This window comes from Streptomyces sp. NPDC058145, from assembly GCF_042884245.1.
In the GTDB taxonomy this organism is placed as follows: Bacteria; Actinomycetota; Actinomycetes; order Streptomycetales; family Streptomycetaceae; genus Streptomyces.
In genome coordinates, this window is sequence record NZ_JBHVUH010000002.1 from 317,042 (window position 1) to 341,470 (window position 24,429).

At 73.2% G+C, this 24,429-nt stretch carries 17 protein-coding genes; 6 read left to right on the forward strand and 11 right to left on the reverse strand.

The genetic code is table 11. The features are described from left to right. The first annotated feature begins 293 nt into the window (after positions 1 to 293). Both ACFVVO_RS05525 and ACFVVO_RS05530 read left to right on the forward strand, forming a co-directional pair. Complete coding sequence (locus tag ACFVVO_RS05525) at positions 294 to 1,091, forward strand: GntR family transcriptional regulator (RefSeq protein WP_390051938.1); 798 nt, start codon at positions 294 to 296, stop codon at positions 1,089 to 1,091. Continuing rightward, positions 1,088 to 2,368 carry an NB-ARC domain-containing protein gene (locus ACFVVO_RS05530; protein WP_390051939.1) on the forward strand — a complete coding sequence of 427 codons (1,281 nt, stop codon included), beginning with the start codon at positions 1,088 to 1,090 and terminating at the stop codon, positions 2,366 to 2,368. Before ACFVVO_RS05525 ends, ACFVVO_RS05530 begins: the two co-directional genes overlap by 4 nt. Positions 2,369 to 2,450: 82 nt before the next feature. On the opposite strand, the gene ACFVVO_RS05535 is transcribed toward ACFVVO_RS05530, so the two are convergent. The 3 genes from ACFVVO_RS05535 to ACFVVO_RS05545 form a co-directional block, all read right to left on the reverse strand. Beyond that, positions 2,451 to 4,019, reverse strand: coding sequence for an MmgE/PrpD family protein (locus ACFVVO_RS05535; RefSeq protein ID WP_390051940.1), 1,569 nt, complete (start codon positions 4,017 to 4,019; stop codon positions 2,451 to 2,453). A gap of 94 nt (positions 4,020 to 4,113) precedes the next feature. Further along, positions 4,114 to 4,482, reverse strand: a complete 369-nt coding sequence (locus ACFVVO_RS05540; RefSeq protein ID WP_390051942.1) for a nuclear transport factor 2 family protein — start codon at positions 4,480 to 4,482, stop codon at positions 4,114 to 4,116. A 61-nt stretch (positions 4,483 to 4,543) separates the two neighbouring features. Beyond that, entirely contained in the window at positions 4,544 to 5,494 is a 951-nt protein-coding gene (locus ACFVVO_RS05545) for a diacylglycerol/lipid kinase family protein (protein ID WP_390051943.1), read from the reverse strand. Between the two features lie 307 nt (positions 5,495 to 5,801). Here ACFVVO_RS05545 and ACFVVO_RS05550 point away from each other — a divergent pair, with 307 nt between their 5' ends. After that, complete coding sequence (locus ACFVVO_RS05550) at positions 5,802 to 6,680, forward strand: maleylpyruvate isomerase N-terminal domain-containing protein (RefSeq protein ID WP_390051945.1); 879 nt, start codon at positions 5,802 to 5,804, stop codon at positions 6,678 to 6,680. A 78-nt stretch (positions 6,681 to 6,758) separates the two neighbouring features. On the opposite strand, the gene ACFVVO_RS05555 is transcribed toward ACFVVO_RS05550, so the two are convergent. From ACFVVO_RS05555 to ACFVVO_RS05590, 8 genes are all read right to left on the reverse strand, one after another. After that, a complete protein-coding gene (locus ACFVVO_RS05555; RefSeq protein ID WP_390051946.1) occupies positions 6,759 to 8,216 on the reverse strand; it encodes an MFS transporter in 1,458 nt (485 codons plus the stop codon). 72 nt (positions 8,217 to 8,288) lie between these two features. Then, positions 8,289 to 9,308: a ketoacyl-ACP synthase III family protein gene (locus ACFVVO_RS05560; protein WP_390051947.1), complete on the reverse strand. Its 1,020-nt coding sequence runs from the start codon at positions 9,306 to 9,308 to the stop codon at positions 8,289 to 8,291. Between the two features lie 159 nt (positions 9,309 to 9,467). Continuing rightward, the gene (locus tag ACFVVO_RS05565) at positions 9,468 to 10,487 is read right to left on the reverse strand and encodes a ketoacyl-ACP synthase III family protein (protein WP_390051948.1); all 1,020 of its coding nucleotides are present in this window, start codon (positions 10,485 to 10,487) and stop codon (positions 9,468 to 9,470) included. Positions 10,488 to 10,586: 99 nt separating this feature from the next. Next, positions 10,587 to 11,354: a thioesterase II family protein gene (locus tag ACFVVO_RS05570; RefSeq protein WP_390052350.1), complete on the reverse strand. Its 768-nt coding sequence runs from the start codon at positions 11,352 to 11,354 to the stop codon at positions 10,587 to 10,589. Between the two features lie 29 nt (positions 11,355 to 11,383). Next, positions 11,384 to 12,385 carry an LLM class flavin-dependent oxidoreductase gene (locus ACFVVO_RS05575; protein WP_390051949.1) on the reverse strand — a complete coding sequence of 334 codons (1,002 nt, stop codon included), beginning with the start codon at positions 12,383 to 12,385 and terminating at the stop codon, positions 11,384 to 11,386. 38 nt (positions 12,386 to 12,423) lie between these two features. Next, complete coding sequence (locus tag ACFVVO_RS05580; protein WP_390051951.1) at positions 12,424 to 14,037, reverse strand: fatty acid--CoA ligase; 1,614 nt, start codon at positions 14,035 to 14,037, stop codon at positions 12,424 to 12,426. A gap of 22 nt (positions 14,038 to 14,059) precedes the next feature. Next, positions 14,060 to 19,783, reverse strand: a complete 5,724-nt coding sequence (locus tag ACFVVO_RS05585; protein WP_390051952.1) for an SDR family NAD(P)-dependent oxidoreductase — start codon at positions 19,781 to 19,783, stop codon at positions 14,060 to 14,062. Positions 19,784 to 19,794: 11 nt separating this feature from the next. Beyond that, positions 19,795 to 20,094, reverse strand: coding sequence for an acyl carrier protein (locus tag ACFVVO_RS05590; RefSeq protein ID WP_390051953.1), 300 nt, complete (start codon positions 20,092 to 20,094; stop codon positions 19,795 to 19,797). 160 nt (positions 20,095 to 20,254) lie between these two features. Between ACFVVO_RS05590 and ACFVVO_RS05595 the strand changes: the two genes are divergently transcribed. From ACFVVO_RS05595 to ACFVVO_RS05605, 3 genes are read left to right on the forward strand one after another with little or no spacing between them, the layout of a single operon-like run. Continuing rightward, a complete protein-coding gene (locus ACFVVO_RS05595) occupies positions 20,255 to 21,892 on the forward strand; it encodes an aldehyde dehydrogenase family protein (protein ID WP_390051954.1) in 1,638 nt (545 codons plus the stop codon). A gap of 35 nt (positions 21,893 to 21,927) precedes the next feature. After that, entirely contained in the window at positions 21,928 to 23,070 is a 1,143-nt protein-coding gene (locus ACFVVO_RS05600; protein ID WP_390051955.1) for an acyl-CoA dehydrogenase, read from the forward strand. Between the two features lie 52 nt (positions 23,071 to 23,122). Then, positions 23,123 to 24,427 carry an aspartate aminotransferase family protein gene (locus ACFVVO_RS05605; RefSeq protein ID WP_390051956.1) on the forward strand — a complete coding sequence of 435 codons (1,305 nt, stop codon included), beginning with the start codon at positions 23,123 to 23,125 and terminating at the stop codon, positions 24,425 to 24,427. Positions 24,428 to 24,429: the final 2 nt, after the last annotated feature.

Consider the following 24,429-nt stretch of genomic DNA (forward strand, 5'->3'; position numbering starts at 1 on the left):
ATCCCCCCACGCCCTCGGCGGTGACCTGCGTACGACGCTGTTGCACGTAGGGCTCTGGGACCTGGTCACTAATGGTGTAGACCAGTACGGTGGAGCTTGGCCTAGACCTTTTTGGGTGTCAAGGGTGGTTCGGAAAGGCGTTGTGGCCGTTACGAGAAAGTCACCGGAGCACCTCCGTCCCTTTCCCGCCCGGCGCGTCTGCTGGACTAGACCTCTCGCGCCAGTTGGACTAGACCATAAGGCAGTTGGTCGCTATAACGGGAGCCCCCACACCCACAGCCGGGAAGGCAGGCATGGCCACCGACGTCAGCAGCGCCCAGCACCCCAGGGGGGCGCCCGGCCGCACCGCGCGCGTGCCGAAGTACTACCGGATCAAGCAGCAGGTGCTGGAGATGACGCAGGCGCTGGAGCCCGGCTCGGCGATGCCCGCGGAGCGCCTGCTCGCCGTCCGGCTCGGCACCTCGCGCACCACCGTCCGGCAGGCGCTGCAGGAACTGGTCGGAGAGGGCCGGCTCGACCGCATCCAGGGCAAGGGCACCTTCGTCGCCCAGCCCAAGCTGTACCGGACCCTGCAGCTCACCTCGCACACCGAGGACATGCACGCGCAGGGCCTGGAACCCGCCTCGCAGGTGCTGGACATCGGCGAGGTGCCCGCGGACGCCCGGCTGTCCGCGCTCCTCGGCATCGACGCCGGCGAACGCGTGCTGCGCATCGAGCGGCTGCGACTGGCCAGCGGCGACCCGATGGCGATCGAGACGACCCATCTGTCCGTACGGCGCTTCCCCGGGCTGCGTCGCTCGCTGACCACGTACCCCTCGCTCTACACGGCCCTCGCCGAGGTGTACGGCGTGCATCTCGCGGAGGCCGACGAGACCATCGAGACCTCGCTGTCGACGCCGCGCGAGGCCCAGCTCCTCGCCACCGACGTGGGCCTGCCGATGCTGCTGCTGTCCCGGCACTCCCGGGACAGCGAGGGCACTCCGGTGGAATGGGTGCGCTCGGTGTACCGGGGCTCGCGCTACAAGTTCGTCGCCGCGCTGCGCCGGCCGCTGAGCGGACCGTCCGTGGTGTCCGTCCGGGAGAACGGGTGACGTTCCCGCCCCCCTCCGGGGCCGGGCCGCACCTCCCGGGGCCCGGGCCGAGCCTCGCCGTGGCGCTGGTACGGGCACGGGAGTCGGCCTGTCTCACCCAGGACGAGCTGGCGGTGCGGTCGGGGCTGAGCGTGCGGGCGATACGGAATCTGGAGACCGGGCACACCGCCCGGCCGCGCAGGCAGTCGCTGGTGCTGCTGGCCGAGGCGCTCGGGCTGGCGCCCGCCGAGGTGCGGCGGCTGTTACGGCTGCCCCGGGGAGGCGAGCGGCCGGCCGGTGCCGCCGCTCCACCCGGATCCACCGTGCCGGCCGAACTGCCTCCGGCGCCCCCGAACCGCCTCGCCGGACGGGAGGCGCTCGCGGACGCGCTGGCGGCGCGCCTGCCCGGCCGGGGCGGGCCCGCCGTGGTCGTCGGGCCGCCGGGCGCCGGGAAGACCGCCCTGGTGCTGCGCACCGCGCACGCGGCGCGCGACCGGTTCCCGGACGGCCAGGTCTACGTCGACCTGCACCCCACCTCCTGCGTCCCCTTCACCTCCGACCAGCTGGTCCACCGCGTCCTGCGGTCCCTCGGCCGGAGTGCCGGCGTCCGCGGCCCCGAGGAGGCGCGGGCCCGGCTGCGGGACGCGCTCAGCGGACGGCGGGTGCTGGTGGTGCTCGACAACGTGGTCACCGAGGCGCAGGTGCGTCCGCTGCTCGTGGACGGCGGGCGCAGCGCCGTCCTGGTCGCCGCGCGCCGCGAACTGCCCGCCCTGCCGGGGCGATCGGGCCACCGGATCGGCGCGCTCGGCCGGCCGGACGCCTGCCGGGTGCTGGAGGACCTTGCGGGTGCGGCCCGGGTCCGGGCCGACCGGCCGGCCGCATTCGACATCGTGCGGTACTGCGGCGGGCTGCCGCTCGCCCTGCACCTCGCCGGGCTGTGGCTCTCGGCCCGCCCGCGCCGGTCGCCGCGCGACCTGGCCGACCGGCTGGCGGACGAGCGGGACCGGCTGGCCACGCTGTCCGTCGGGGACCTGTCCCTGCGGGCGAGCGTGGCCGCCTACCACCGGCCCCTGCCGCCCCCGCTGAAGGCATCCCTGTACCAACTCCGCGATGTGAGTGACGACTTCGGCGTCGAGGACATGCTGGACCGGGTGACCCCGTCCCGGCGGCTCGCCGTGGACCTGCTGGAGGAACTCCTGCACCGCCAGATGATCCGGGCCGGCGAGCCGGACCGGTCCGGCCGGGTCCGCTACCGGCTGCACGAGGCGGTGCGCCTGTACGTGGCGCACGGTGCGTGAGGCGCCGACGCACCATGCCTGGTGCCGTGGCCGGAAAGGTTTGCCGGGCGTCGCGAGCCGGTGAACCCTTCCGGTCGCAGCACTAGTCCAGGAACGCCGTCTCTATCCAGCGGCGTACCGCCCGCGGGCGCATCCGGTGCAGCCCGCCGACCGTGTCGGCGACCTCGTGCGAGCCGCCGGCCGACAGGAACTTCTCCCGCACCAGTCCGGCATGGTCCGCCCGGGTCTCCGGACCGGCGGCGCCGACCGGGATCAGCCGGGTGCGGGAGACCGTACGGCCGTCCGTCAGCCGTACGGTGACCCGGGCGCCGGTGGCCTTGGTGGACCGGGAGAAGTCCCGGTCGTCGGCCTGCAACGCCCCGACCAGGTCCACCAGTTCGTCCCCGCCGAAGCCGCGCAGCCAGGGCACGGCCGACTCCCCCGCCTCGCGCACCGCCTCGCCGAACGGCGCGTCGGACAGGAACAGTTCACGGGTCATCTCGGTGTCGTGCTCCAGCCGGATCCGCTTGGCGAGCGCCCAGCGGTCGAGGTCGTCCACGGCGGGCGAGGAGAAGTCGTCCACCGAGAACTCGCCGGTGAGCAGGGTGGTGGCCACCGGGTAGGGCACGTCCAGGACCAGCGCGCCCAGCGGGGAGCCGGGGCCGGTGACGTAGCGGGCGGCCCGCTCCCCCGCGAACAGCGTGTACAGCGAGGCCTCGACGACCACCTCGGCCACGTCCCGGGGCCTGAGCGCGCCGAGTTCGCGGTGGATCTCGGTGGCACAGTCCACCGCCGCGTCGATGCCGGGGCCGCCGGGATGCATCTTGAACGAGAGGGTGTCGGTGTGCCAGCGGCGGCCCAGCCCCTTCGCCACCGCCTGCGGCAGCGGCACGGTGGCGAACCGGGCCAGGAAGCCGTCGCTGTGCTCCAGGATGTCCGGCGCCCCGCGCAGCCCGGCGTACGCAGCGTCGCAGGCGTCCATCGCGGTGCGCACCGGGGTGAAGGTGTTGAACAGACGGGCGTCGCTGGCCAGGAAGGCGCGCATCAGCGGCCAGTTGGGCATGGCGAAGGCCAGCCCGAAGGCGTTCTCGAAGAGGCTCGCGGAGGCCCGGTCGCTGTGCAGCCGCCCCGCCACCGCGCCGGCCAGATGGGTGTGGACGGCGCTCTGGCCGCGCAGCGGGCCGAGGGTCGCGGAGGCGGTGATGCGGGCCGCGCACTCGTTGGCCGCGACCACCGCGGTGAGCAGCGAGAGCCCGTCGAGCCCGCGGGCGTAGGCGAAGGCGAGGGGGACCGCGACCGTGGAGTTCGACAGGTGCCCGGCGTAGGCGGTGTCGTCCAGGTTGAGCCAGGAGCCGAGCGCGGCGAACACACCGGCGGCCTGCCGGGGGTCTCGCTGCATGGGGTGCCCGAAGGCGGCCACCAGCTTTCTGCCGAGGGGGTGCTGGAGACCGGCCCGGATGGAGGCGATCTGCGACAGCACCTGGCTCGCGGCGAGCTTCAGCACCCGGCACGGGATGTGCTGCGGGCGCAGGCCGGCGGCCCAGTGCGAGAGTTCCCGCAAGGGGGTGTCGGCCGGTGCGCGGCCGGGGGCGGCCCGGGGCAGGGTGTGTGCCTGCTCGGCCCAGTCGGCGCACAGGGCCTGGGCCACGCTCTCCCCGAGGACAGCGGTCATGAGGCGGCTACCTTCCTTGCCGTGCGTGCGTCGGCGGTGTGCGCACGAACGCGGGAGCACCGGCGGTCCCGGTGCTCCCGCGCTGGGTGCGTGCTCAGGCGGCCGGGACCTTGTCCAGGAAGCCGTAGACGCCCTGGATCTTGCCCTGCTCGTTGGTGACGAGGACGTCGAAGCCGATGGCGATCGGCTCGGCGCCCGGCTCGGTCACCAGGCCCCACTGGAAGCGGGCCTGGTTGTGGTGGGCGTCGACGGTGCCGTGCAGTTCGAAGGTGAGCCCCTTGAACTGGTCGCGGGCGCCGGCCACCACGGCCCCGAAGCCCTCGGGGCCCTCGACCGCGGCGAGCGGGTCGATGTACGGAGCGTCGGCGGTGAACAGCTCGGCGATGGCCGCGGCGCGCTTGTCGGCGTCCGCCTCGTTCCAGATGTCGAGGTAGCGGGAGACGGTGGTGGTCAGGTCGCTCATGCGGGCGTTCTCCTCTGTGTCTTGCTTACTTGTGATTCCGGCAGGTGGCTTGGTACGGGCTTCAGGGGGTGGCCGGCGCCCAGACCGGGAGGGCTCCGGGGAGCACCTCGAAGGTGGCCGAGTCGCCGATGCCGTGCTGGTACTCGCCGTCGTGCTCCAGCGGCAGCCGGTGGCCGTCGGTGCGCTCGACGGTGATCCGGCGGCCGCGCGCGTACACGGTCGCCGGGTGGTCCATGTGCGCCGCCTCCAGCGTCAGTCCGGGCACGTCGGCCGCGGGGACCCCGCCGCCGATGACACAGACGTCGAGCAGTCCGTCGTCGAGCAGCGAGTCGGGCAGCACCTTGAACCGGCCGCCGCGGTAGGGACCGCCGCCGACGTTGGCGAGGACCGTGGGGCCCTCGTGCACCACCCGGCCGTCGACGGTGACCCGGCCCGGATAGGGCGCGTAGCCGGCGGCCGTGTCGGCGAAGGCGCGGGCGTAGCGCTCGCGCCCGGTCAGCGGCAGCTCCCGGGCGGTGATCAGCGCGTCGGCGATCACGCCCGAACAGGCGCCCAGGTAGACGTAGTTGCGGGTCTCGGCGAGGCGGGCCAGGTCGAGCCGGCGCAGGCGGGCGCTGCCGCCGATGCCGGAGTCGGTCAGGACCGCCTTCAGCGACTCGGTCCAGGGGCGGTCGCCCCACAGCATCTTGTAGCCGGAGTTCCCGGTGCCGCCGGGCACGACGGCCAGGGTCGCCCGGCCGGCCGCGGGGACGAGCCCCTGGACGACCTCCCGGACCGTGCCGTCACCGCCGATGGCGACGACCAGGTCGGGTGCGGCGTCCTTGCGCTCCAGCGCCCGGCGCACCGCGCCGGTCGCGTCGCCCGGCGCGCTGGTCAGGTGGACCTCGGCGCGGTCCAGGCAGGACTCGCACAGCTCCGCGACCTGGCGGACCAGTTCGGGGCTGTGACTGCCGGAGGCCGGGTTTGCCACGATCAGGGCCCGGGTCGGCCCCGGGGCTGCGGTGTCTGCCATGACGAGCGTTCTCCTCACGTCGGACGCGCCGGCGGACCGGCACGGCAACGATGGGGGGTGTCCCCGCCACGGGCGGACGCGGGCCACGGATGCGGCCCCGGCTCGGGCGAGGAGGAGCGTGCGACAGGGACGACTCTGCCAAGTGCCGCTGACCCGCCTCTGACACGCGCCTGACACCGCAAAGCGGGTCGCCCGGAATGATCAGCGAAGTGTCAGGCGGCCCGGTTCGAATGGCGGGGTGCCCCGGCGGCCGGAGGATCGTCGGGGCACCGATCCGTGCACATTCCATCGACCGGAGTGAGACCTCATGACCGCACAGGCGTACGTTCCGCTGCCCATGGACCGCTGTACCTCCGAACTCCGCCGGGAGGCGGCCCGCTTCGCGGACGCCGCCCGGGACCTTCCGCTGACGGAGCCGGTTCCGACCTGCCCCGGATGGACACTGGGCGACCTGGTGCGGCACTTACGCCAGGGCCACGAATGGGCGACGACCATCCTGGCCACCCGGAGCACCGAGTTCGTCCTGCCGGGCGGTGACCCCGCCGGCGGCGCCGACGACGACACGAGCTGGACCGAGCGGGTGGCCGGGCTCGGGGCGCGGGAGACCGCGGAGGACAGCCGGCTGCTGGACCCCGGACTGCGGGCGCGGTTCGTCACCGAGGGCGCGGACCGGCTGGTCGAGGCGATCGGCGGGATCGGTCCCGAGGTCCCCGTCTGGGCACCGCACGGCAAGCAGAACAAGGAGTTCTGGCCGCGCTGGGCGATGTACGAGACGACCGTGCACCGGGCTGACGCGGACCTGCTGGCCGGCCGGCCCTTCGAGTTGGCCATGGATGTCGCCCTGGACTGCGTGGACTTCTGCGTGGCCGCCTTCGGGGTGCCCGAGGCCAGGCCCTTCCACTCCCCCCTGTTCGCCGAGGTGCCGCGCGGCGGTGAGACGCTGAGCTTCCGGTCGGCCGGGGGCGCGCCGGGCCGGGTCTCGAGCTGGCTGGTCACCTGCGCCCCGGACGGTGTGCGGGTCACCCGGAACGCCCCGGACGGCACCCCGGCCGACGCCACCGTGGTCGCCTCGCCCTCGGACCTGCTGCTCGTGGTCAAGGGGCGGCTGCGGCCGGAGAGCCCGCGCGTGACGGTGTCGGGCGACCGCGAGCTGCTGGACTTCTGGCTGAGCCACGCCATCTCCTGACCGCCTCGCACGGAAGAGGGCGAGCACGCCGCTGCGTGCTCGCCCTCTCTCATGGCCCCGGGCGGGGCCCCGCCACGCTCAGGAGGCGGGGGCCGGCTTGGGACGGGGGATGAGCTGGACCAGCGCGGCCACGGCGAGCGCGAGCGGCGCCAGCAGGTAGACGCTGGCCTTGAAGGCGTCTGCGTAGGCACCGGGGCCGGTGCCCTGTCCGAGGACGTGGTAGAAGACCACGCCGACCGCGGCCACCCCCACCGCGCCGCCGACCTGCGCGGCCGTCGAGAGTACGCCCGAGGCGGCTCCGGCGTAGCGCAGGTCGGTGCCGGCGAGGGCGATGGAGGCCAGCGGGGCCATCACCATCGCCATGCCCGAGCCGCCCACCAGCAGTCCGGGCACCAGCCAGCCCACGGCGCCCTCGGTGCCGATGTGGTCGACCGCGGCCCACAGCCCGCCGAGCCCGGCCAGCAGCACCAGGGCGCCGACCGCGAGGACCTGACGGCCGAGCAGCGCCGCCACCTTGCGGGCCAGCAGCGAGGTGGCCAGGAAGCCGACGCCGAGCGGCAGGAAGACCAGGCCCGACTCCAGGGCGGTCAGCCCCACCCCGGCCTGCAGGTACAGGGCGAGGACCAGGAAGAAGGACGCCATGCCGGAGTAGTACACGACACCGGTGACGACGCCGACCGTGAACGGCCGCTTGTGGAACAGCACGGGGTTGACCAGCGGGCTGCCGCCGGAGTTCGCCAGGCGCCGCTGGTACACCGCGAAGAGCAGGAGCAGCACGGGCGACGCGGCCAGGCACAGCCACGTCCACAGCGGCCAGCCCTTCTGCTGGCCCTCGGCGAGCGGCAGGACCACCGCGACCAGGCCGGCCGAGACCAGCACCATGCCGAGCGGGTCGAGGCGGGCCCGGCCCTCGGCGCGGGACTCGGGGATGAGCCGCGGTCCGAGCAGCAGCGCGGCGATGCCGACCGGCACGTTGACCAGGAAGCAGGTCCGCCAGCCGAGACCGGCGATGTCGGCGTGGATCAGCAGGCCGCCGATGAGCTGTCCGAAGACGCCCGCGAGGCCCATGGTCAGACCGAACGCGTTGAAGGCTTTGACCCGGGCCTGGCCCTCGTAGGTGACGCCGATGATGGCCAGCACCTGCGGGCCCATCAGCGCGGAGGCGAGGCCCTGCGCGATCCGGGCCACGACGAGCTGACCGGCGGTCGGCGCCATGCCCGCCCAGGCGGAGGAGAGGGTGAACAGCGCGACGCCGAGCAGGAACATCCGCCGCCGGCCGTACAGGTCGCCGAGCCGGCCGCCGGTGATGAGGCCGGCGGCGTAGGCGAGGGCGTATCCGGCGACCACGAACTCCACGGCGGAGGCGCTCGCGTGGAGGTCGCGCTGGGTCTCGGGGATGGCGACGTTCACGATGAACACGTCGAGCGTGATCACGAACGTACCGACCAGGATGAGCGGCAGCGTCGCCCAGTGCGGGCCGGCCGGCGCCCGCTCCCTGGTCTCGGCGCCGGCTGTCCGCGCTTGCTGCAGGGACATGGTTGACGGTTCCTTTCTTGTCCTGCGTGTGCCCGGCCGGCAAGGCGGACCGGAACCGGTGGGCACGCGCGGCTACTGCCAGTCGGGAAGGTCGAGGATCTCGACCACGGCGGCGGAGAAGCTGAAACCGGCCCCGGCCGCCACCATGAGGACGAGGTCGCCCGGGCCCACGGCCCGCTGCTTCACCAGGTGTTCGAGGCCGAGGAACTGGTCGCCGGCGCCGATGTGGCCCACCCGGCGGCCCAGGTCCCAGGTGCTCTGCTTCTCGGTGAAGCCCAGCACGTCGTAGTTCTCGGGGTACTCGCCACGGTGTATCAGCGGGGTCACCACGCGGGATATGTCCTCGGTGGTGACGCCCGCGTCGGCCAGCGCGCCGGCCGTGGTGTCCTTCAGCCCGGCCTCGATGCGCTCCCAGGAGCCCTCGGCCTCCGCGGTGACGGCGTGCTGGCGGCCGCGTGCGCGCAGCGGTACGGGCATCTCCCGCCCCGGTATGGTGCCGAACGGCTCCAGGCCCCGGTTCCAGCGCTCGAGTGAGTTGTCGGCGCCCACGCGGGCGGAGACGACCCGGGCGAAGCCGCCGCGGCCGGACAGCAGCAGGGCGCTGCCGCCGTCGGCGAAGATCAGGTTGAGCTGGACGTTCCAGCGGTCCACCCACGGCGGCGCGAAGTTGTCGCCGCTGGTCAGCAGGACCGCCTCGGTGAAGCCGGCGGCGATCTGCCCGGCGGCCAGGGTCAGCGAGGCGAGCCCGGCGTTGCAGCGCTGCTGCAGGTCGAAGCCGGCCGCCGCGCGGCCCACGGTCTCATTGGCGACGTACGACGCCGTCGGCCACATGTCGTGGCCCTGGTAGCCGCACGTGGAGTGCAGGACCAGGCCGACCTCGTGGCCGTCGGTCCCGGCCCGCTCGAGCGCCAGCCGCCCCGCGCGCACCGCCATGTCGGGACCGGAGACGCCCTCGGCCACCGTGATGGACTCGTAGCCGAGGTTCTGGTGCTCCTCGTCGACGAGGCCCGCGGCTACGGCCTCGCCCAGCGGACGGGCGTCCGGGAGCCAGGAGGCGGCGGAGGCTATGTACAGCTCTGTGTCCAGCTTCATGTCTTCTCGATCCTTCGCTCAGGGGTGGGGGGGTGGCATGCCCTGCCCGCCTGCGCGCGGACGGCGGCGGTCTCCCGTGTGCGTCGGACGGCCACTGTCCCGCAGCCCGCTGACACGGCGCTGACGCGCCGGCCGGACGGGCCGCGGGAGCGGCACCCGCTACTGCCAGTCGGGGACGTCGAGGATCTCGACCACGGCGGCGGAAAAACTGAAGCCCTCGCCGGCGGCCACCAGCAGGACGAGGTCGCCGGGGCCCACGGCCCGCTGCGCGACGAGGTGTTCGAGGCCGAGGAACTGGTCGCCGGCGCCCATGTGGCCCACCCGGCGGCCCAGGTCCCACGTGCTCTGCTTCTCGGCGAAACCGAGGAGCTCGTAGTTCTCCGGGGACTCGCCCCGGTGGATGTGCGGTACGACGGCCCGGGCGATGTCCTCGGTGGTGACCCCGGCGTCGGCCAGTGCCCGTGCCGTGGTGTCCAGCAGGCCGGCCTCGAAGCGCTCCCAGGAGCCCTCGGCCTCCGCGGTGACGGCGTGCTGGACCCCGCGTTCACGCAGCCGCAGCGGCAGTTCACGGCCGGGCGTGGTACCGAACGGCTCCAGGCCCCGGTTCCAGCGCTCCAGCGAGTTGTCGGCGCCCACGCACAGCGAGACCACCCGGGCGAAGCCGCTCCGCCCGGACAGCAGCAGCGCGCTGCCGCCGTCGGCGAAGACGAAGTTGAGCTGCACGTTCCAGCGGTCCACCCACGGCGGCGCGAAGTGGTCCCCGGTGGTCAGCAGCACCGCGTCGGTGAAGCCGGCGGCGATCTGCCCGGCGGCCAGCCACAGCGAGCCGAGCCCGGCGTTGCAGCGCTGCTGGACGTCGAAGCCGGCCGCCGCGCGGCCCACGGTCTCGTTCGCGACGTACGACGCCGCCGGCCACATGTCGTGGCCCTGGTAGCCGCACGAGGAGTGCAGGACGAGACCGACCTCGTGCCCGTCGGTCCCGGCCCGCTCGAGCGCCAGCCGCCCCGCGCGCACCGCCATCTCGGGGCCCGAGACGCCCTCGGCCACGGCGATCGACTCGTAGCCGAGGTTCTGGTGCTCCGCGTCGACGAGGCCCGCGGCTACGGCCTCGCCCAGCGGACGGGCGCCGGGCACCCAGGCCGCGGCCGCGGCGATGTACAGGTCGTGGGGTGGTCTCATGTGTCTCTCACTCTCGCTTCTCGGGGCGCCGGCGCGGCTCGCTCCGAGCGCGTGCGGCAGAGGCCGGCCCGGTCGGCCGCTGCCATGGAAAAGGGGTGCTCAGGCCGGCTGGGTCGCGGCGATGCGCTGCAGCCGGTGGGCGAAGTGGGCGGTGACGGACTGGGCGTGGGTGTCGATGTAGAAGTGGCCGCCCGGGTACTCGTTGTGGCCCAGGTAGGCGGGGGTGCGCCCGGCCCAGTGGGACATGGCGTCCGGGTGCTCCTGGAGCGGGTCGGAGCGGCCGCCGTAGGAGGCGAGCGGGCAGTTGACCCCGGCGCCGTCGTCGTCGTGGTCGGCGGCGACGCGCAGGTCGGCGCGGAGCGCCGGCACCACGAGGGCGAGCATCTCGGGGTTGTCGTAGATCTCGGCCGGGAAGGAGCCCAGCTTCTTGATCCACTGGACCATCTCGGGCTCGGGCATCCGGCTCTGCTCCTCGGTGGGCTTGAAGAAGCCCTGCGGAGACCAGCCGGAGGTGCCGACCAGGACGGGCGACGGGCCGCCCTCCTCCTCCATGCGGATGGTGAGCCGGAACGCGAGCTGGGCGCCGAGGCAGTGCCCGAACAGGGCGAACGGGCGGTCGTCGAGGTCGTCGAGCACGGCCTCGTGCAGCGCCTCGAGCAGCGGTTCGAACTCCTCGTACGTCTGCTCCTCGCGGCGGTTGTGCCGGCCGGGCAGGGTCACCGCCTGCGGGGCGATGTCGGGCGGCAGCAGCCGCTCCCAGTCGCGGTAGATGATGGCCCCGCTGCCCGCGTGCGGCAGCATGAACAGCCGGATCGAGGCGTCGGGCGAGGGTTCCGCGGGGTGGAACCACTGCCCCGCGCGGGACATGTCCTGGCCGACGGCGGCGATGGCACTGGTCACGACTGGGTGCTCCCAACGGTGTGGCCGAGGGCGCGTACCGCGGGCAGCAGCACCTCGGCGATCTCCTTCAACTGCGGTTCGGGGTCGAGGGATCCGATCCGTACGACCAGGTGCCGGGCGCCGGCCCGGACGTACTCGCCGAGCCACTCGGCGCACTTCTCGGCGCTGCCCCAGGCGTAGGCCTGGATGGTCCGCATCTGGTCCAGGGAGCGGCCGTAGTAGTGGCTGATGTAGTGCTCCAGTTCGGCCCTGGCCGCCGTCTCGTCGCTGTTCACGGTGACCGTGGCGTACAGCGCGGGGGTGACGGCACCGGCGCCGCGCCCGGCCTCCTCGGCGAGTTCGGCGATACGGCGGCGGGCGCGGCCGTAGGCCTCGACGTCGGGCAGGAACGGCAGCCAGCCGTCGTAGCGGGTGGCGGCGCGGGCGAGGACCTTCGGGGTGTCGCTGCCGGCCAGCCACAGCGGGGGGCCGCCGGCGACGGCCGGGGAGGGCAGCCGGTCGAGGTGCTCGGCCTGCCAGAACCTGCCCTGGAACTCGGTGGGTTCACCGTCCTCGCCGGAGCGCCAGGCGGTGCGCCACAGCGCGGTGATCTCGTCCAGGCGGCCCACGCGGCCCTGGAAGGAGGCGCCGACCGAGGCGAACTCCTCCTCGGTCTCGGGCATCGGGAAACCCGAGCCGAGGCCGAGGACCAGCCGGTCCGCGGCGACATGGCTAAGGCTCGAGACCATGTTGGCGCCGATCAGCGGGTGGCGCAGGGCGGGGGTGAGGGCCGCGGTGCCGACCGTGATGCGCTGGGTGGCCGCCGCGGCGGCCGACAGGACGACGAGCGGGTCCAGGCGGGGGCGGGCGGTGAGGGAGTCCCCGGCCCACAGCGAGTCGAAGCCGAGCGCTTCCGCCTGGCGGGCGAAGTCCAGCAACGGCGCGGCCGCGTAGGTGCCGTTGATGGCCTGTTCCCGGGTGGGAAGGAGGATGCCGATCCGCAGGGGCTCGGTGCTCATGGTCAGGTCCCTTTCGGGCATGGGGTGCTGGGTCGGTGTCATACGGTGCTCGCGAGCGGGTCCCGGGCCGGTGCCGTGAGCTGTTCCCGTACCGCGCGGCGCAGGATCTTGCCCGAGGGGTTGCGGGGCAGGGACTCGGCGAAGTGGTAGGTGCCGGGGATCTTGTAGTCGGCGATCCGGCCGCGCAGGGACAGCAGGAGCTCGCGCGGGGTGGCCCTCGTCCCGGGCCGCAGGACGACCACCGCGTGCACGCTCTCGCCCCAGCGCTCGTCGGGCAGTCCGACCACGGCGGCGTCGGCGACGGCCGGGTGCGCGGCGAGCGCCTTCTCGACCTCGGCGGGGTAGATGTTCTGCCCGGCGACGATGATCGTGTCGTTGATCCGGTCGCACAGGTGGAGATAGCCGTCGTCGTCGAGGTAGCCGGCGTCACCCATGTGCAGCCACTCCCCCACCAGGGTGCGCGCGGTGGCCTCGGGCAGGTTCCAGTAGCCGAGCATCCGGGAGGGGGCGCGGACGCAGATCTGGCCGATGGCGCCGGGCGGGAGGGTCTCGCCGTCGGGTCCGACCACCTTGATCTCGTTGCCGGGGCAGGGTTTGCCGACCGAGGTGAGCACGGTGCTGCCGGGGTGGTGCGCCTCGGGCGGCAGGCAGACCGCCACGCTGCCGGTCTCGGTGCTGGCGTAGATCTGCGCGAACTCGCAGCCGAAGGTCTCCAGGCACTGCTTCAGCAGCGTCCCGGACATCGGGGCCGCGCCGTACGCGATCTTGCGCAGGGAGGTGAACGCCTCGGGTCCCGCGCCGCGTTCGGCCGCCATCGCCTGCAGCATGGCCGGTGCGGCGAAGGTGGTGGTCACCCGGTGGGTACGGATGAGCCGTACCGCTTCCTGCGGGTCGAACTGCGGCATGATCACGTTGGTGCCGCCGGCGTTGAAGGTGTGCAGGAACCAGCCGATGCCCGCGACCCCGAAGCCCGGCAGGGAGATCAGGCCGACGTCCTCGGGCAGCCAGTCGATCCAGTCGACGCCGCGCTCCCGGCTGGCGTGCGGCAGGGTGAAGAAGCTGCGGTGGGCGAGGACGGCGCCCTTGGGCAGGCCGGTGGTGCCGCTGGTGTAGATCTGGATGACCGCGTCGTCGGGGCCGGTGCCCGCGGTGAGGTCGGTGTCCGGCTGGTTCGCGGCCCAGGCGGGCAGTCCGGCGCCGCGGGCGGGTTCGCCGTCGGCGTCGGTGCCGTCGACGCGGATCACCTTGCGCAGTCCGCGCAGTTGGTGGCGGACGGTGGCGACGGTGTCCCAGAACTCGTCGTCGACGAAGATCAGGGCGGCGCCGGAGTCGCGCAGGATGTGGTCCACTTCGCTGGGCGTGAGCCGCCAGTTGACCGGTACCAGGACCGCGCCCGCCTTGGCGCAGGCGATCATCACCAGGTAGTAGTTCTCCGACTCGCGGCCCAGGTAGGCGATCCGGTCGCCGCGCCGGACACCGCAGGCGCGCAGGGCGTGCGCGGCGCGGTTGCTGTCCCGGTGGAACTTGTCGTAGGTGGTGACGCGGCCCTCGCAGACGATCGCCGGATGGTCCGGACGGCTGCCGGCGTGGGCTCGGGCGGAGTGGTGGAGCGTCCAGCGCTCCCTCGGTATGCCACTTGAGATGTCAGTCATGGTCGTGTGTCCTTGTCGTCCGTCACGCGGCCGGTGCCGGGCCGATCCGCTCGCCGAGAAAGCCGGCGAGCTGCCGTACCGTCGGGTGGTCGTGGGTGAGGGAGGCCGGCAGGGGCAGCCGGAAGGCCTGCTCCAGACCGGACCTGACCTGCTGGGCCATCAGTGAGTCCAGGCCCAGCGACACGAACTCGGTGTTCGGATCCAGTTCGTCGCCCTCCTCGAGATGCAGCACGGCGGCGACCTTCTCCCTGACCACGGCGGTGACGGCCGTGGCGCGTTCCCCCGGGGGCAGGGCGGCGAGCGCGGCGACGTCGAGGCCGCCGTCGTCCTCGGGGGCCCGGCGGGCCAGGCGGTCGAAGAACAGGTCGCCGGTGACCCGGCCCGCCATGTAGCGGTCCCAGTCGAAGTCGCCCACCACACGCTGGCCGCGCGGCTGGTCCCAGAGGCTGACCAGGGTGTTCAGCGCCCGGGTCGGCGAGAACAGGTGGACGCCGCCGCGCTCCAGCTCCTGGATGAGGACGTCGTTCATACGGGAGGACATGCCGACCCTGGACCAGGAGCTCCAGTTGAGGGCGAGTCCGGGCAGGCCGCGGCGGGCGCGCCAGTCGGCGAGGCCGTCGAGGGCGGCGTTGCCGGCGGCGTAGTGCCCCTGGGCGACGAAGCCGCCGAGCACCGAGGAGACGGAGGAGTAGACGACGAAGAACTCCAGGTCGGGGAAGGTCTGTTCGGTGGCCTCGTGGAGCAGCCAGCCGCCGTACGCCTTCGCCTCCAGCTGGCCCTCGATGGACTCCCAGGTCAGTTCGGAGATCAGCCGCTCGTCGTAGGAGCCGCCGGCGGCGTGCACGATGCCACCCAGGGAGTGCGGCCCGGACTCGATGTGGCGCACCAGCCGGGCGACGTCCTCGGCGCGGCCGAGGTCGGCGCGGACGATGTCGACCTCCGCCTCCTCGGCGAGGCCGGCGAGCAGCTCCGCTGCCTCGGGGGCGGGCTTGCCGCCGCGGCTGACCAGCGTCAGGTGCCGGGCGCCGAGCGCGGCCAGCTTCCGGGCGGTGGCGAGACCGAGGCCGCCGAGGCCGCCGGTGACGAGGTAGGTGCGGTCGTCGCGCAGGCCGGCCGGCTGCCGCTCGGCGGGTTCCCGCCGCCGGGCGGCCGGGTCCTCGGGCAGGGTCACCCAGACCGGGCCGGTGGGGTCGGCGAGGGTGGTGCGCAGTGCCTCGCCGGTCTCGTCGATGCCGAAGTGGGCCGCTCCGTCGCCGGGTTGGGGTGCCGGGGCGTGCACGACGGCCGTCGCCGGCAGGGTGAGTGTGGAACGGAAGGTGCCGTCGTGGCGGACGAGGACCTCGTCGCCCGGCGCGAATCCGGTGCCCGCCGCTGCCGTGACGACCGTCCCGTGGGCGGTGCGGCCGAGCACGGGCGGCGGCGCGGCCTCGCCGTCCTCCTCCTCGTACTCCTCGCGGTCGGCGCGGCCGGTGTCCAGCGCGGTGCGGGCGTCCTCGGCGGTCAGGCCCACCAGGCGGACGCGCACCTGGACCTCGCCCTCGGCGGGTGCCCGGCCGGCGGCCGGCGCGGGGGCCAGGTCGGACAGGTCGCCGGACTCGGCGGCGCGCAGTTCGAAGTCGCCGCTCCAGTTCAGCGCCTCGTCGCCGGCGAGCAGCCGGCGCACGTAGCGGCGGCCGGACCGGTAGGCGACCTGGTACTCGCCGGCGGGCTCGGTGCGCCACTCCTCCAGCAGCGGGGTGAGGCCGCTGCCGGGGCCGAGGTCGACCAGGGTGGTGCGCAGCTGCGGGTACTCGGTGAGCAGCACCCGGCCGAAGCCCCACAGGGTGGCGGCGGCGAGGTGGCCGCCGTCGCCCGCCGGGTCGCCGGGCAGCGCCTGGGCACCCTGGGTGACCAGCCACAGCCGCGGCGGCCGGGACAGGCCGGCCGCGTCCAGCACGCCGACCAGGGCGAGCAGTTCACGGTAGTTGTCCTCGGACTCGGCGCGCAGCCGGGCCACGGACATCTCGCCGGGCCGGGTGCGCCAGACGCGGACGATGTCGGTGACGGTCGCGTCGTCGAGCACGGCCTTGAGCTCGGTGGGGTCGGCGAGCCAGGTGACCTTCAGGCCGGGCTCGCCGGCGAGTTCGGCGGCACGGGCGGCGGCCGGGTCGAGCAGCACCGCGTGCCGTTCGGCGGGCGCGGCCTCGGTGGCGGGCAGGGCCCGGCGGATCCACTCGGGGCGGTGCAGGAAGCGGCGGCGGCCGGTGCGGTCCTCGGGGCGGGCCAGCCGGACGCCGAGGAGTTCGGCGACCGGGTCGCCGTTCTCCAGCAGCAGCACGTCGGCGAGGCGGCGGTCCTGCTCGCCGCGGATCCGGGCGAGGACCCGCAGGTTCTCGCCGCGCGGCTTGCGGAAGTGCCGCACGGAGGCGATCTCGCGGGGTACGAACACCGGGCCCTCGGGGTCGAGGACGACCAGCGCCTGGACGGCGGCCTCCAGCAGCTCCGCCGGGACGTGTTCGACGGCGGTGGCGTCGCGCCCGGTCAGCTCGCCCGTGACCAGGCCGTCCTCGCCGTGCCGGGTGACGTGGTGGAGCAGCCGCATGCGGGGGCCGGCGGGGCGGCCGACGGAGGCGAGGTCGGTGTAGATGTCCTCGTCGTCGATGCGCTGCCCGGCCGGGGCGAGCGCGGCGTCCAGCTCGGCCAGCTCGGACACCGGGACGAGTGCCTCGCGTTCGGCGGCGACCACGGCGGTGGCGTGCGGGTTCTCCTCGCCGCCGACGACGGTGAACACCTCCACGTCGGCGCCGCCCTCGGGGCGCGGCCGCCAGCGGGTGGTCAGGGTGAGGGTGGTCTCGGCGGGCAGCTCGAGCGGGGCGAGCAGCATGAGGTCGCGGATCGCGGAGCGGGTGTGGCCCTGGACCGCGTCCTGCGCGGCGAGCAGCAGGTCGACGTAGGCGCCGGCGGGCAGGGTGGCGCGGCCGCCGTCGGCGAGGTCGGCGAGCGCGCCGAGTTCCTCGGGCGTGAACTCCGCCGTGAACTCCCGTACCCCGCTGGCGAACCGCTCCTCGGTGCCGAGCAGCAGGTGCCGGGCGCTGCCGCCCGCGGCGGAGCGGCGGGGGGTGACGGAGGGCAGCCAGTAGCGCTTGCGCTGGAAGGCGTACGTGGGCAGGTCCACCTTGACGGGGGTGGCGTACCCGGCGTGGTAGCCGTCCCAGGAGACGCCGAGGCCGGCGGCGTAGTAGTCGGCGAGCGCGGTCAGGGTGGTGGCCGTGGTGGTGTCGCGGCGGCGCAGGCTCGCCAGCCACACGTGGTCCTCGACGGTGACGCCGCGGCGGGCGAGCGCGGTGAGCGCGGCCTGCGGGCCGATCTCGATCAGGGCGTGCCGGCCGCGCTTGGCGACGGCGCGGATGCCGTCGAGGAAGCGGACGGGTTCACCGATGTGCCGCACCCAGTAGTCGGCGTTGCCGATCTCGCGCAGGCGGGCGAGGCGCCCGGTGACGTTGGAGATCAGGCTGATCTTCGGCTCGTGGAAGGTGATGCCGTCCAGGGCGGCCCGGAAGTCGTCGTAGACCTCGGCCATCAGCGGCGAGTGGAAGGCGTGCGAGACCGTGAGCCGGTCCACCCGGAACCCCCGCTCGGCGAGGATGCCGGTGACCTCGTCGAGGGCGGCGGTGGCGCCGGAGACGACGGTCTGGTCGGGGGCGTTGACCGCGGCCAGCGCCAGGTCGTCGCGGCCTTCCAGCAGCGGGGCGACCTCCTCGGCGGGCGCGGCGACGGCGGCCATGCCGCCCTCGGCGCGCACCGCCTGCATCAGCCGGGCGCGGGCGGCGACCAGCTTCACGGCGTCGGGCAGGGTGAACAGGCCCGCGACGGCGGCCGCGACGACCTCGCCGATGCTGTGCCCGATGAGCACGTTCGGGCGTATCCCCCAGGCCATCCACTGCTGGGCGAGGGCGTATTCGAGGGTGAACAGCGCGGGCTGGGTGTACTCGGTGCGGTCGATGGCCTCCGGGTCGGCGGCGGTGCCGAGCAGCAGCTCGCGCACGGAGCGGCCGAGGGGTCCGGCGAAGAGGCGGTCGCACTCGTCGACGTGGGTGCGGAAGACGGGCAGCGCCTCGTAGAGGGCGGCGCCCATGCCGGCGTACTGCGAGCCCTGGCCGGTGAACATGAAGGCGGTCTTGCGGATGCCGGTGGGGCCCTCGTGCTCGGCCTCGGCGGCCCGGTCCAGCAGCCGGGTGAGCGCGGCGCGGTCGGCGACCGGGGCGGCGACCCGGTGGGGGTGGTGGGTGCGCGCGACGTTGGCGGTGTACGCCAGCGCGTCGACCGGCAGTCCGGGCTCGTCCTCGAGGAGCTGACGGTAGCGGGCGGCCTGTTCACGCAGGGCGCCGGCGCTCTTCGCGGACAGGGTGAACACCGGTGCGGCGTAAGGAAGTCCGGGCTCCTCGCGCTCGGCCGGCTCGGGGGCCTCCTCCAGCACGACGGCGCCGATGGTGCCGGCGAAGCCGAAGCTGTTGACGACGGCCCGCTTCACCTCGGCCTGCCACGGCTCGCACTCGGTGGGCACGCGCAGCGGGTACAGGTCCCAGGGGATGCGTCCCGACGGGGTGTTGAGGTTGACGTGCGGGTAGACCGTGCCGGAGCGCAGCTGCAGCACGGTCTTGATGACGCCGACGATGCCGGAGGCCGGCTCCATGTGACCGAGGTTGGTCTTGACCGAACCGACCAGCACCGGCCGGTCCTTGGTGTGGGAGTCGACGAACACGTCGCCGATCGCGCCGAACTCGATGGGGTCGCCGAGCGGGGTGCCGGTGCCGTGCGCCTCGACGTAGGAGATGTCCTCCGGGCCGAGGTGGGCGGTGGCCAGCGCGCTGCGGATGACCTTCTCCTGGGCGGGGCCGTTGGGCACGGTCAGGCCGGCGCTGTCGCCGTCCTGGCCGACGGCCGTGCCGCGCACCAGGGCGAGGACGCGGTCGCCGTCGCGCTGGGCGTCGGAGAGCCGCTTGAGGACGACGATGCCGCAGCCCTCGGCGCGCGCGTAGCCGTCGGCGGCCTCGTCGAAGGTCTTGCAGTGGCCGTCCGGGGACAGCATCTGGGCGTTGGAGAACATCACCGGGATGCGCGGGTGGTGCAGGGCGTTGACGCCGCCGCACAGCGCGATGTCGCTCTCGCCGGCGCGCAGCGCCTGCACGGCCAGGTGCAGGGCGACCAGCGAGGAGGAGCAGGCGGTGTCGACGCTCATGCTCGGGCCGCGCCAGCCGAGGAAGTACGACAGCCGGCCGGACAGCGGGAACATGGTGATGCCGGAGGCGAGATGGCCGTCCAGCTCCTCGTAGGGCAGGGAGTCCAGCTCGAGGGCGTAGTCGATGGAGCTGGCGCCGATGTAGACGCCGCCGTTGCCGCGGCGCAGCGGCGCCGGGTCGATGCCCGCGTGCTCCAGGGCCTGCCAGGCGGTCTCCAGCAGCAGCCGCTGCTGGGGGTCCATGTAACGGGCTTCCTTCGGACTGATGTTGAAGAAGCCGGCGTCGAACAGGTCGATGCGGTCAAGGAACCCGCCGGCCCTGGCGATGATCTTGCCCTTGTCGTCGGGCCCCTCGGGCGTGAACGCCTCGACGTCCCAGCGGTCCCGGGGGATCGGGCCGATTCCGCTGCGGCCCTCCCGCAGGAAGGCGTCGAACTCGTCGGGCGAGCCGCTGCCGCCGGGGAACCGCAGACCGATTCCGACGATCGCGACCGGTTCGGGCGCCTGCTCTGATTCCGTACGCGGCATGGAACGACTCCTCAAGCGTCCTGGATTTCCTGGGTCAGGTGGTCCACGAGATGGGCGACCGTCGGCTCGTTGAAGAGCACGTTGACGTTGATCGACAGGTCCAGGAGCAGCTCCAGGCTCTGCCGTATCTCGGTCAGCCGCAGCGAGGTGAGGCCGAGATCGAAATAGCTGATGTCGAGGGGAAGGTCCTCGGACTCGTCCATGAGAAGGACCGCCCTGAATTTCTCCAGGACGATTGACTCGATTTCTTCGGCGAGTTCGCTGCGCGGCAGGTCGCGCAACCGCTGGATCGTGCTCTCGACAGGTGGCATGCGGTCATGCAAGCAGCGCCGGCTGACGCCTCACTGACGGCCGGGAGTCGAAGCGTTGGCCGGATCGGCGCGGTCAGTCACGTGTCAGCGCCGGGTCAGATTCCGCTGTCAGGCTCGCATTGCTTCAAGAAATCCACACGCCATATCCGAAAGGCTGAAGATGCTTCGCGAAGCCGCGCAGGAGCAGGAGGAGAGTGCTGAGGCACCTTCCGGATTGAAGAGTTACGACCTCTACATCGCGGGCAAGGACGTGGCCGGCGACGGCTGGGTCTACACCGTCAGCGGGCGTTCGCTGCTGGAGGACGTTTTCACGAGCGTCAGCCTGAAGCGCTCCCTGGAACAGGACCCGGAGTCCGAGGCGGCCAAGCACCCCTATGTCGTCGGGCGCTGCGCGATCGCGGACGACTCCGCCATCGACCTGGCCACCCAGGCGGCCGCCGCTGCCGCCCCCGACTGGGCGGCCGTACCGCTGGAGCGGCGGATGCAGCTGGGCACCCGCTTCCGCGAGGAACTGATCAAGCACCAGGACGAGTTCCTGCGCATGCTGGTCGCCGAGTCCCACCCCGTGAAGCTCGCCCGGTGGGAGCTGAGCTGCCTGCTGCAGATCTACGCCCCGGGCTCCCTGCGCTGGTATCTGAAGCAGATGCGGGTGGAGAAGGAGTACAACGGCCGCAAGCTGATCCTGCACCGTCAGCCGGACGGCGTGGTCGCCTTCAACCCGCCGCAGAACGCCCCGCTGCCGAGCGCCGCCCTGTGCGTGCTGGCGCTGATGGCGGGCAACGCCGTGGTGGTGCGGGCGCCGCGCTCGATCGCGCTGTCCACCATGTGGTTGCTTCGGGACATCGTCGCCCCGCTGCTGGAGGAGATCGACGCGCCGGCCGGTGTGCTGAACGCGGTGTGCTCCAACCCCAAGCAGACCATGGACCGCTGGATCGCCGATCCGCTGATCGACGACATCTTCTACATCGGCGGCAGCCAGGAGGGTCTGCGCTTCGAGCAGAGCTGCGTGGCGCACGGCAAGAAGCCGATCCTCGAACTCGCCGGCAACGACGGCATCGTGGTCTGGAAGGACGCCGACGTGAAGTGGGCGGCCGAGGCCATCACCGAGTCGTTCTACGGCTCCGGGCAGATCTGCATGGTGCCCAACTACGTCCTGGTCCACCCGGAGATCGCCGAGACGCTGATCGCCGAGGTGAAGGAGCAGGTCAAGGGCATCAGGCCGGGCCTGCCCGAGGAGGAGGACGTGCTGCTGTCGCCGGTTCGGCGCAGCGAGCGCTTCTTCCGGCTGCTGCGCCAGGCGCTGGACAACGGCGCCGAGCTGGTCACCGGCGGCAACCGCACCGAGGTCGACGGCACGGTGTCGGAGACAGGTGTCTTCCTGCAGCCGACGGTGGTGCGGGTGGACGGCCTGGACCGGGCCCGGACGTACGACGTGGTCCGCGAGGAGACGTTCTTCCCGCTGATCCCGATCGTGGTCCCCGAACGCGACAACGACGACGCCCTGCTGGAGTCCTTCCTGCAGTTCGTCAACAGCAACGACTACGGGCTGCGCAACTCCCTGTGGTCGCGTTCGGACCACGTCATCGAGACCTTCGTGCGCCGCGTGGTCAACGGCGGTCTGCTGAAGGTCAACGACTCCCACATCGGCTTCCTGCCGTACCTGCCGAGCCACGGCGGCACCGGCCGCACCGGCGGCGCCTTCGGCGAGGCCAACTACCCGATGCTCAAGACCTCCCACATCCAGGGAGTCAGCATCGCCCGCGACGTGAGCCCGTACGACGCGGTCTTCGGCGCCTGACCGCCTTCGCTTTCGACGTCTTCCGGAGGTTTCCGTTGCGTTCCCTCGATGCTGCCCGGACCGTGTGCGAGCGGTTCCATCCCGGACTGCTCAAGGAGCTCGAGCAGATCCCGTACGCCGAGCGGGAGCAGCCCGGCAGCCCGGTGATCGACCTGTTCCGCATCCACGGCGGGGTGGGCCTGCTCATACCCGAGAGCTACGGCGGCCACGGCGCCGCCCCGCTGGAGGCGCTGCGGGTGCAGCTCGCCCTCGGCGCGCTGTCCCCGTCGCTGGTCGCGGCCGGCTCCATGCACCACTTCACCGCCGCGATGCTGTACTCGCTGGCGGTCAAGGCGGGCCGGCTCACCGACGCGCAGACCGCACTGCTGCACCGGATCGTTCCGGACCAGCAGGTGATGGCCTCCGGCTGGGCCGAGGGCCGGACCGCGCAGAACATCCTGAAGCCGGCCGTGACCGCGCGGCCCGTGGAGGGCGGGTTCCTGCTGTCCGGTTCGAAGAAGCCGTGCAGCCTGGCCCGTTCGATGAGCCTGCTCACCGCGTCCATCGCCATCCACGGCGAGGACGGCGCCGAGCCGGAGCTGGCGCTCGCGCTGGTGCCGTCCGACGCGCCGGGGCTGTCCGTGCACGCGTTCTGGGGCAACGACCTGCTGGCCGGCGCGGAGAGCGACGAGGTGCGCCTGGAGGACGTGTTCGTCCCCGCGGACATGGTCGTCCGGGCCGGCGCCGACGACCCCACCCGCCTCGACGACCTGCAGTCGGCCGGGTTCGTCTGGTTCGAGATGCTGATCTCCGCCGGATACGCGGGCGGTGCCGCCGCCCTGGTCGAGCAGGTGCTGGAGCGGCGGCGGGGCAGCGCCGGCGAGCGGGCCGCGCTCGCCGTGGACATGGAGGCCGCCCTCGCGCTGCTGGAGGGCGTGGCCCGCGGCACCGGCCAGGAGCCCGGCGACGAGGAGTCGGTGGCGCGGGTGCTGATCGCCCGGTACGCCGTGCAGAACGCGCTGCCGGACATCGTGGCGCGGGCGCTGGAGCTGCTCGGCGGCCTGGACTTCATCGTCAACTCGACCAGCGCGCAGGTCGCCGCCGCGACGCGTGCCCTGGCCTTCCACCCGCCGTCCCGCATCGCCGCCGCGGAGCCGCTGCTCACCTACTTCGACGGTGGCCCGCTGGTACTGGCCTAGTGCCGCGGCCGAAGGCCGCCCGACCCACCCACACCCTTGGAGTGAGCGACACGTGACCGTCATCCAGGACTCCCCGGCGCCGGCGCCGGTCTCCGCCGCCGACTACGAGGCGGACATCCTCAACCTCTACCGGGCCCACCTCAGCAAGGGCCGGGCCACGCTCGCCGAGCTGTTCGGCAGCCACATGGAGACGGCGTCCGAGGGCGCCTGGCTCACCACCAGCGACGGCGAGCGCTTCCTGAACGCCGGCGGCTACGGCGTGTTCATCATGGGCGCCCGCCACCCGATCGTCATGGAGGAGGTGGAGCGCCAGCTGCGCACCCACCCCACCGCGACCCGCATCCTGCTGGAGCCGACGGTGGCCCGCGCCGCCGAGTCCCTGGTCTCCGTGATGCCGCCCGGTCTCGACCGCGTGCACTTCGCGCTGTCCGGCGCCGAGGCGGTGGAGACGGGCCTGAAGCTGGCCCGCGCGAACGGGTTCAAGCGGACGATCTCGATGCGCGGCGGCTACCACGGCAAGACCCTCGGCGCCCTCTCGGCGACCGCCAAGGAGGTCTACCAGGCGCCGTTCCGCCCGCTCGTCCCCGACTTCCAGCACCTGCCGTTCGGCGACGCCGACGCCCTGGAGGAGGAGCTGAGGGCCCACCCCGGTGAGGTCTGCGTGATCCTCGAGCCGGTGCAGGGCGAGGGCGGTGTCATCATCCCGCCGAAGGGCTACCTCAAGCGGGTCGAGGAACTGGTCCGGGAGTACGAGGGCTTCCTGATCCTCGACGAGGTCCAGTCCGGCTTCGGGCGGCTCGGCGAGTGGTGGGGCGCCGACATCGAGGGCGTCGTCCCGGACGTCCTGCTCACCGGCAAGGCGCTCGGCGGCGGGGTGATGCCGGTGTCGGCGGCCGTCGCCACCCGCAAGGCGTTCCGCCCCTTCGACAAGGACCCCTACGTCCACACCGCCACCTTCTCCGGGCAGCCGGTGCTGATGGCGGCGGTGCAGGGCGCGATCCGCGCCGTCAAGGAGGAGCGCCTGGTCACCCGTGCCATGGACCTCGGCGCCCGACTGCTGCCGCGGATCACCGAGGTCGCCCAGCGCAACATCCCCGAGCTGGTCGTCGAGGTGCGCGGCCGGGGCCTGCTCATCGGCGTGGAGCTCGTCGAGGCCGGACTGGCCGGCGAGCTGCTGATCGAACTGTTCAACCACGGCGTGGTCGCCAACCACTCCATGAACGGCAGCTCGGTGGTGCGGTTCACCCCGCCCGCCGTGCTGGACGACACCGACGTGGACTTCCTCGTCAACTCCTTCGACCTGGCCACTCGCGACCTGATCAAGGGCGCGGCCAAAATGCCGGAAGGCGGTAACTGATC

What these genes read in the sequence shown, in the direction of transcription:
- ACFVVO_RS05525 (WP_390051938.1), top strand. Translation starts at nt 294, where the DNA reads ATGGCCACCGACGTCAGCAGCGCCCAGCACCCCAGGGGGGCGCCCGGC.
- ACFVVO_RS05535 (WP_390051940.1), bottom strand. Translation starts at nt 4,019, where the DNA reads ATGACCGCTGTCCTCGGGGAGAGCGTGGCCCAGGCCCTGTGCGCCGAC.
- ACFVVO_RS05540 (WP_390051942.1), bottom strand. Translation starts at nt 4,482, where the DNA reads ATGAGCGACCTGACCACCACCGTCTCCCGCTACCTCGACATCTGGAAC.
- ACFVVO_RS05545 (WP_390051943.1), bottom strand. Translation starts at nt 5,494, where the DNA reads ATGGCAGACACCGCAGCCCCGGGGCCGACCCGGGCCCTGATCGTGGCA.
- ACFVVO_RS05550 (WP_390051945.1), top strand. Translation starts at nt 5,802, where the DNA reads ATGACCGCACAGGCGTACGTTCCGCTGCCCATGGACCGCTGTACCTCC.
- ACFVVO_RS05555 (WP_390051946.1), bottom strand. Translation starts at nt 8,216, where the DNA reads ATGTCCCTGCAGCAAGCGCGGACAGCCGGCGCCGAGACCAGGGAGCGG.
- ACFVVO_RS05560 (WP_390051947.1), bottom strand. Translation starts at nt 9,308, where the DNA reads ATGAAGCTGGACACAGAGCTGTACATAGCCTCCGCCGCCTCCTGGCTC.
- ACFVVO_RS05565 (WP_390051948.1), bottom strand. Translation starts at nt 10,487, where the DNA reads ATGAGACCACCCCACGACCTGTACATCGCCGCGGCCGCGGCCTGGGTG.
- ACFVVO_RS05570 (WP_390052350.1), bottom strand. Translation starts at nt 11,354, where the DNA reads ATGTCCCGCGCGGGGCAGTGGTTCCACCCCGCGGAACCCTCGCCCGAC.
- ACFVVO_RS05575 (WP_390051949.1), bottom strand. Translation starts at nt 12,385, where the DNA reads ATGAGCACCGAGCCCCTGCGGATCGGCATCCTCCTTCCCACCCGGGAA.
- ACFVVO_RS05580 (WP_390051951.1), bottom strand. Translation starts at nt 14,037, where the DNA reads ATGACTGACATCTCAAGTGGCATACCGAGGGAGCGCTGGACGCTCCAC.
- ACFVVO_RS05585 (WP_390051952.1), bottom strand. Translation starts at nt 19,783, where the DNA reads ATGCCGCGTACGGAATCAGAGCAGGCGCCCGAACCGGTCGCGATCGTC.
- ACFVVO_RS05590 (WP_390051953.1), bottom strand. Translation starts at nt 20,094, where the DNA reads ATGCCACCTGTCGAGAGCACGATCCAGCGGTTGCGCGACCTGCCGCGC.
- ACFVVO_RS05595 (WP_390051954.1), top strand. Translation starts at nt 20,255, where the DNA reads ATGCTTCGCGAAGCCGCGCAGGAGCAGGAGGAGAGTGCTGAGGCACCT.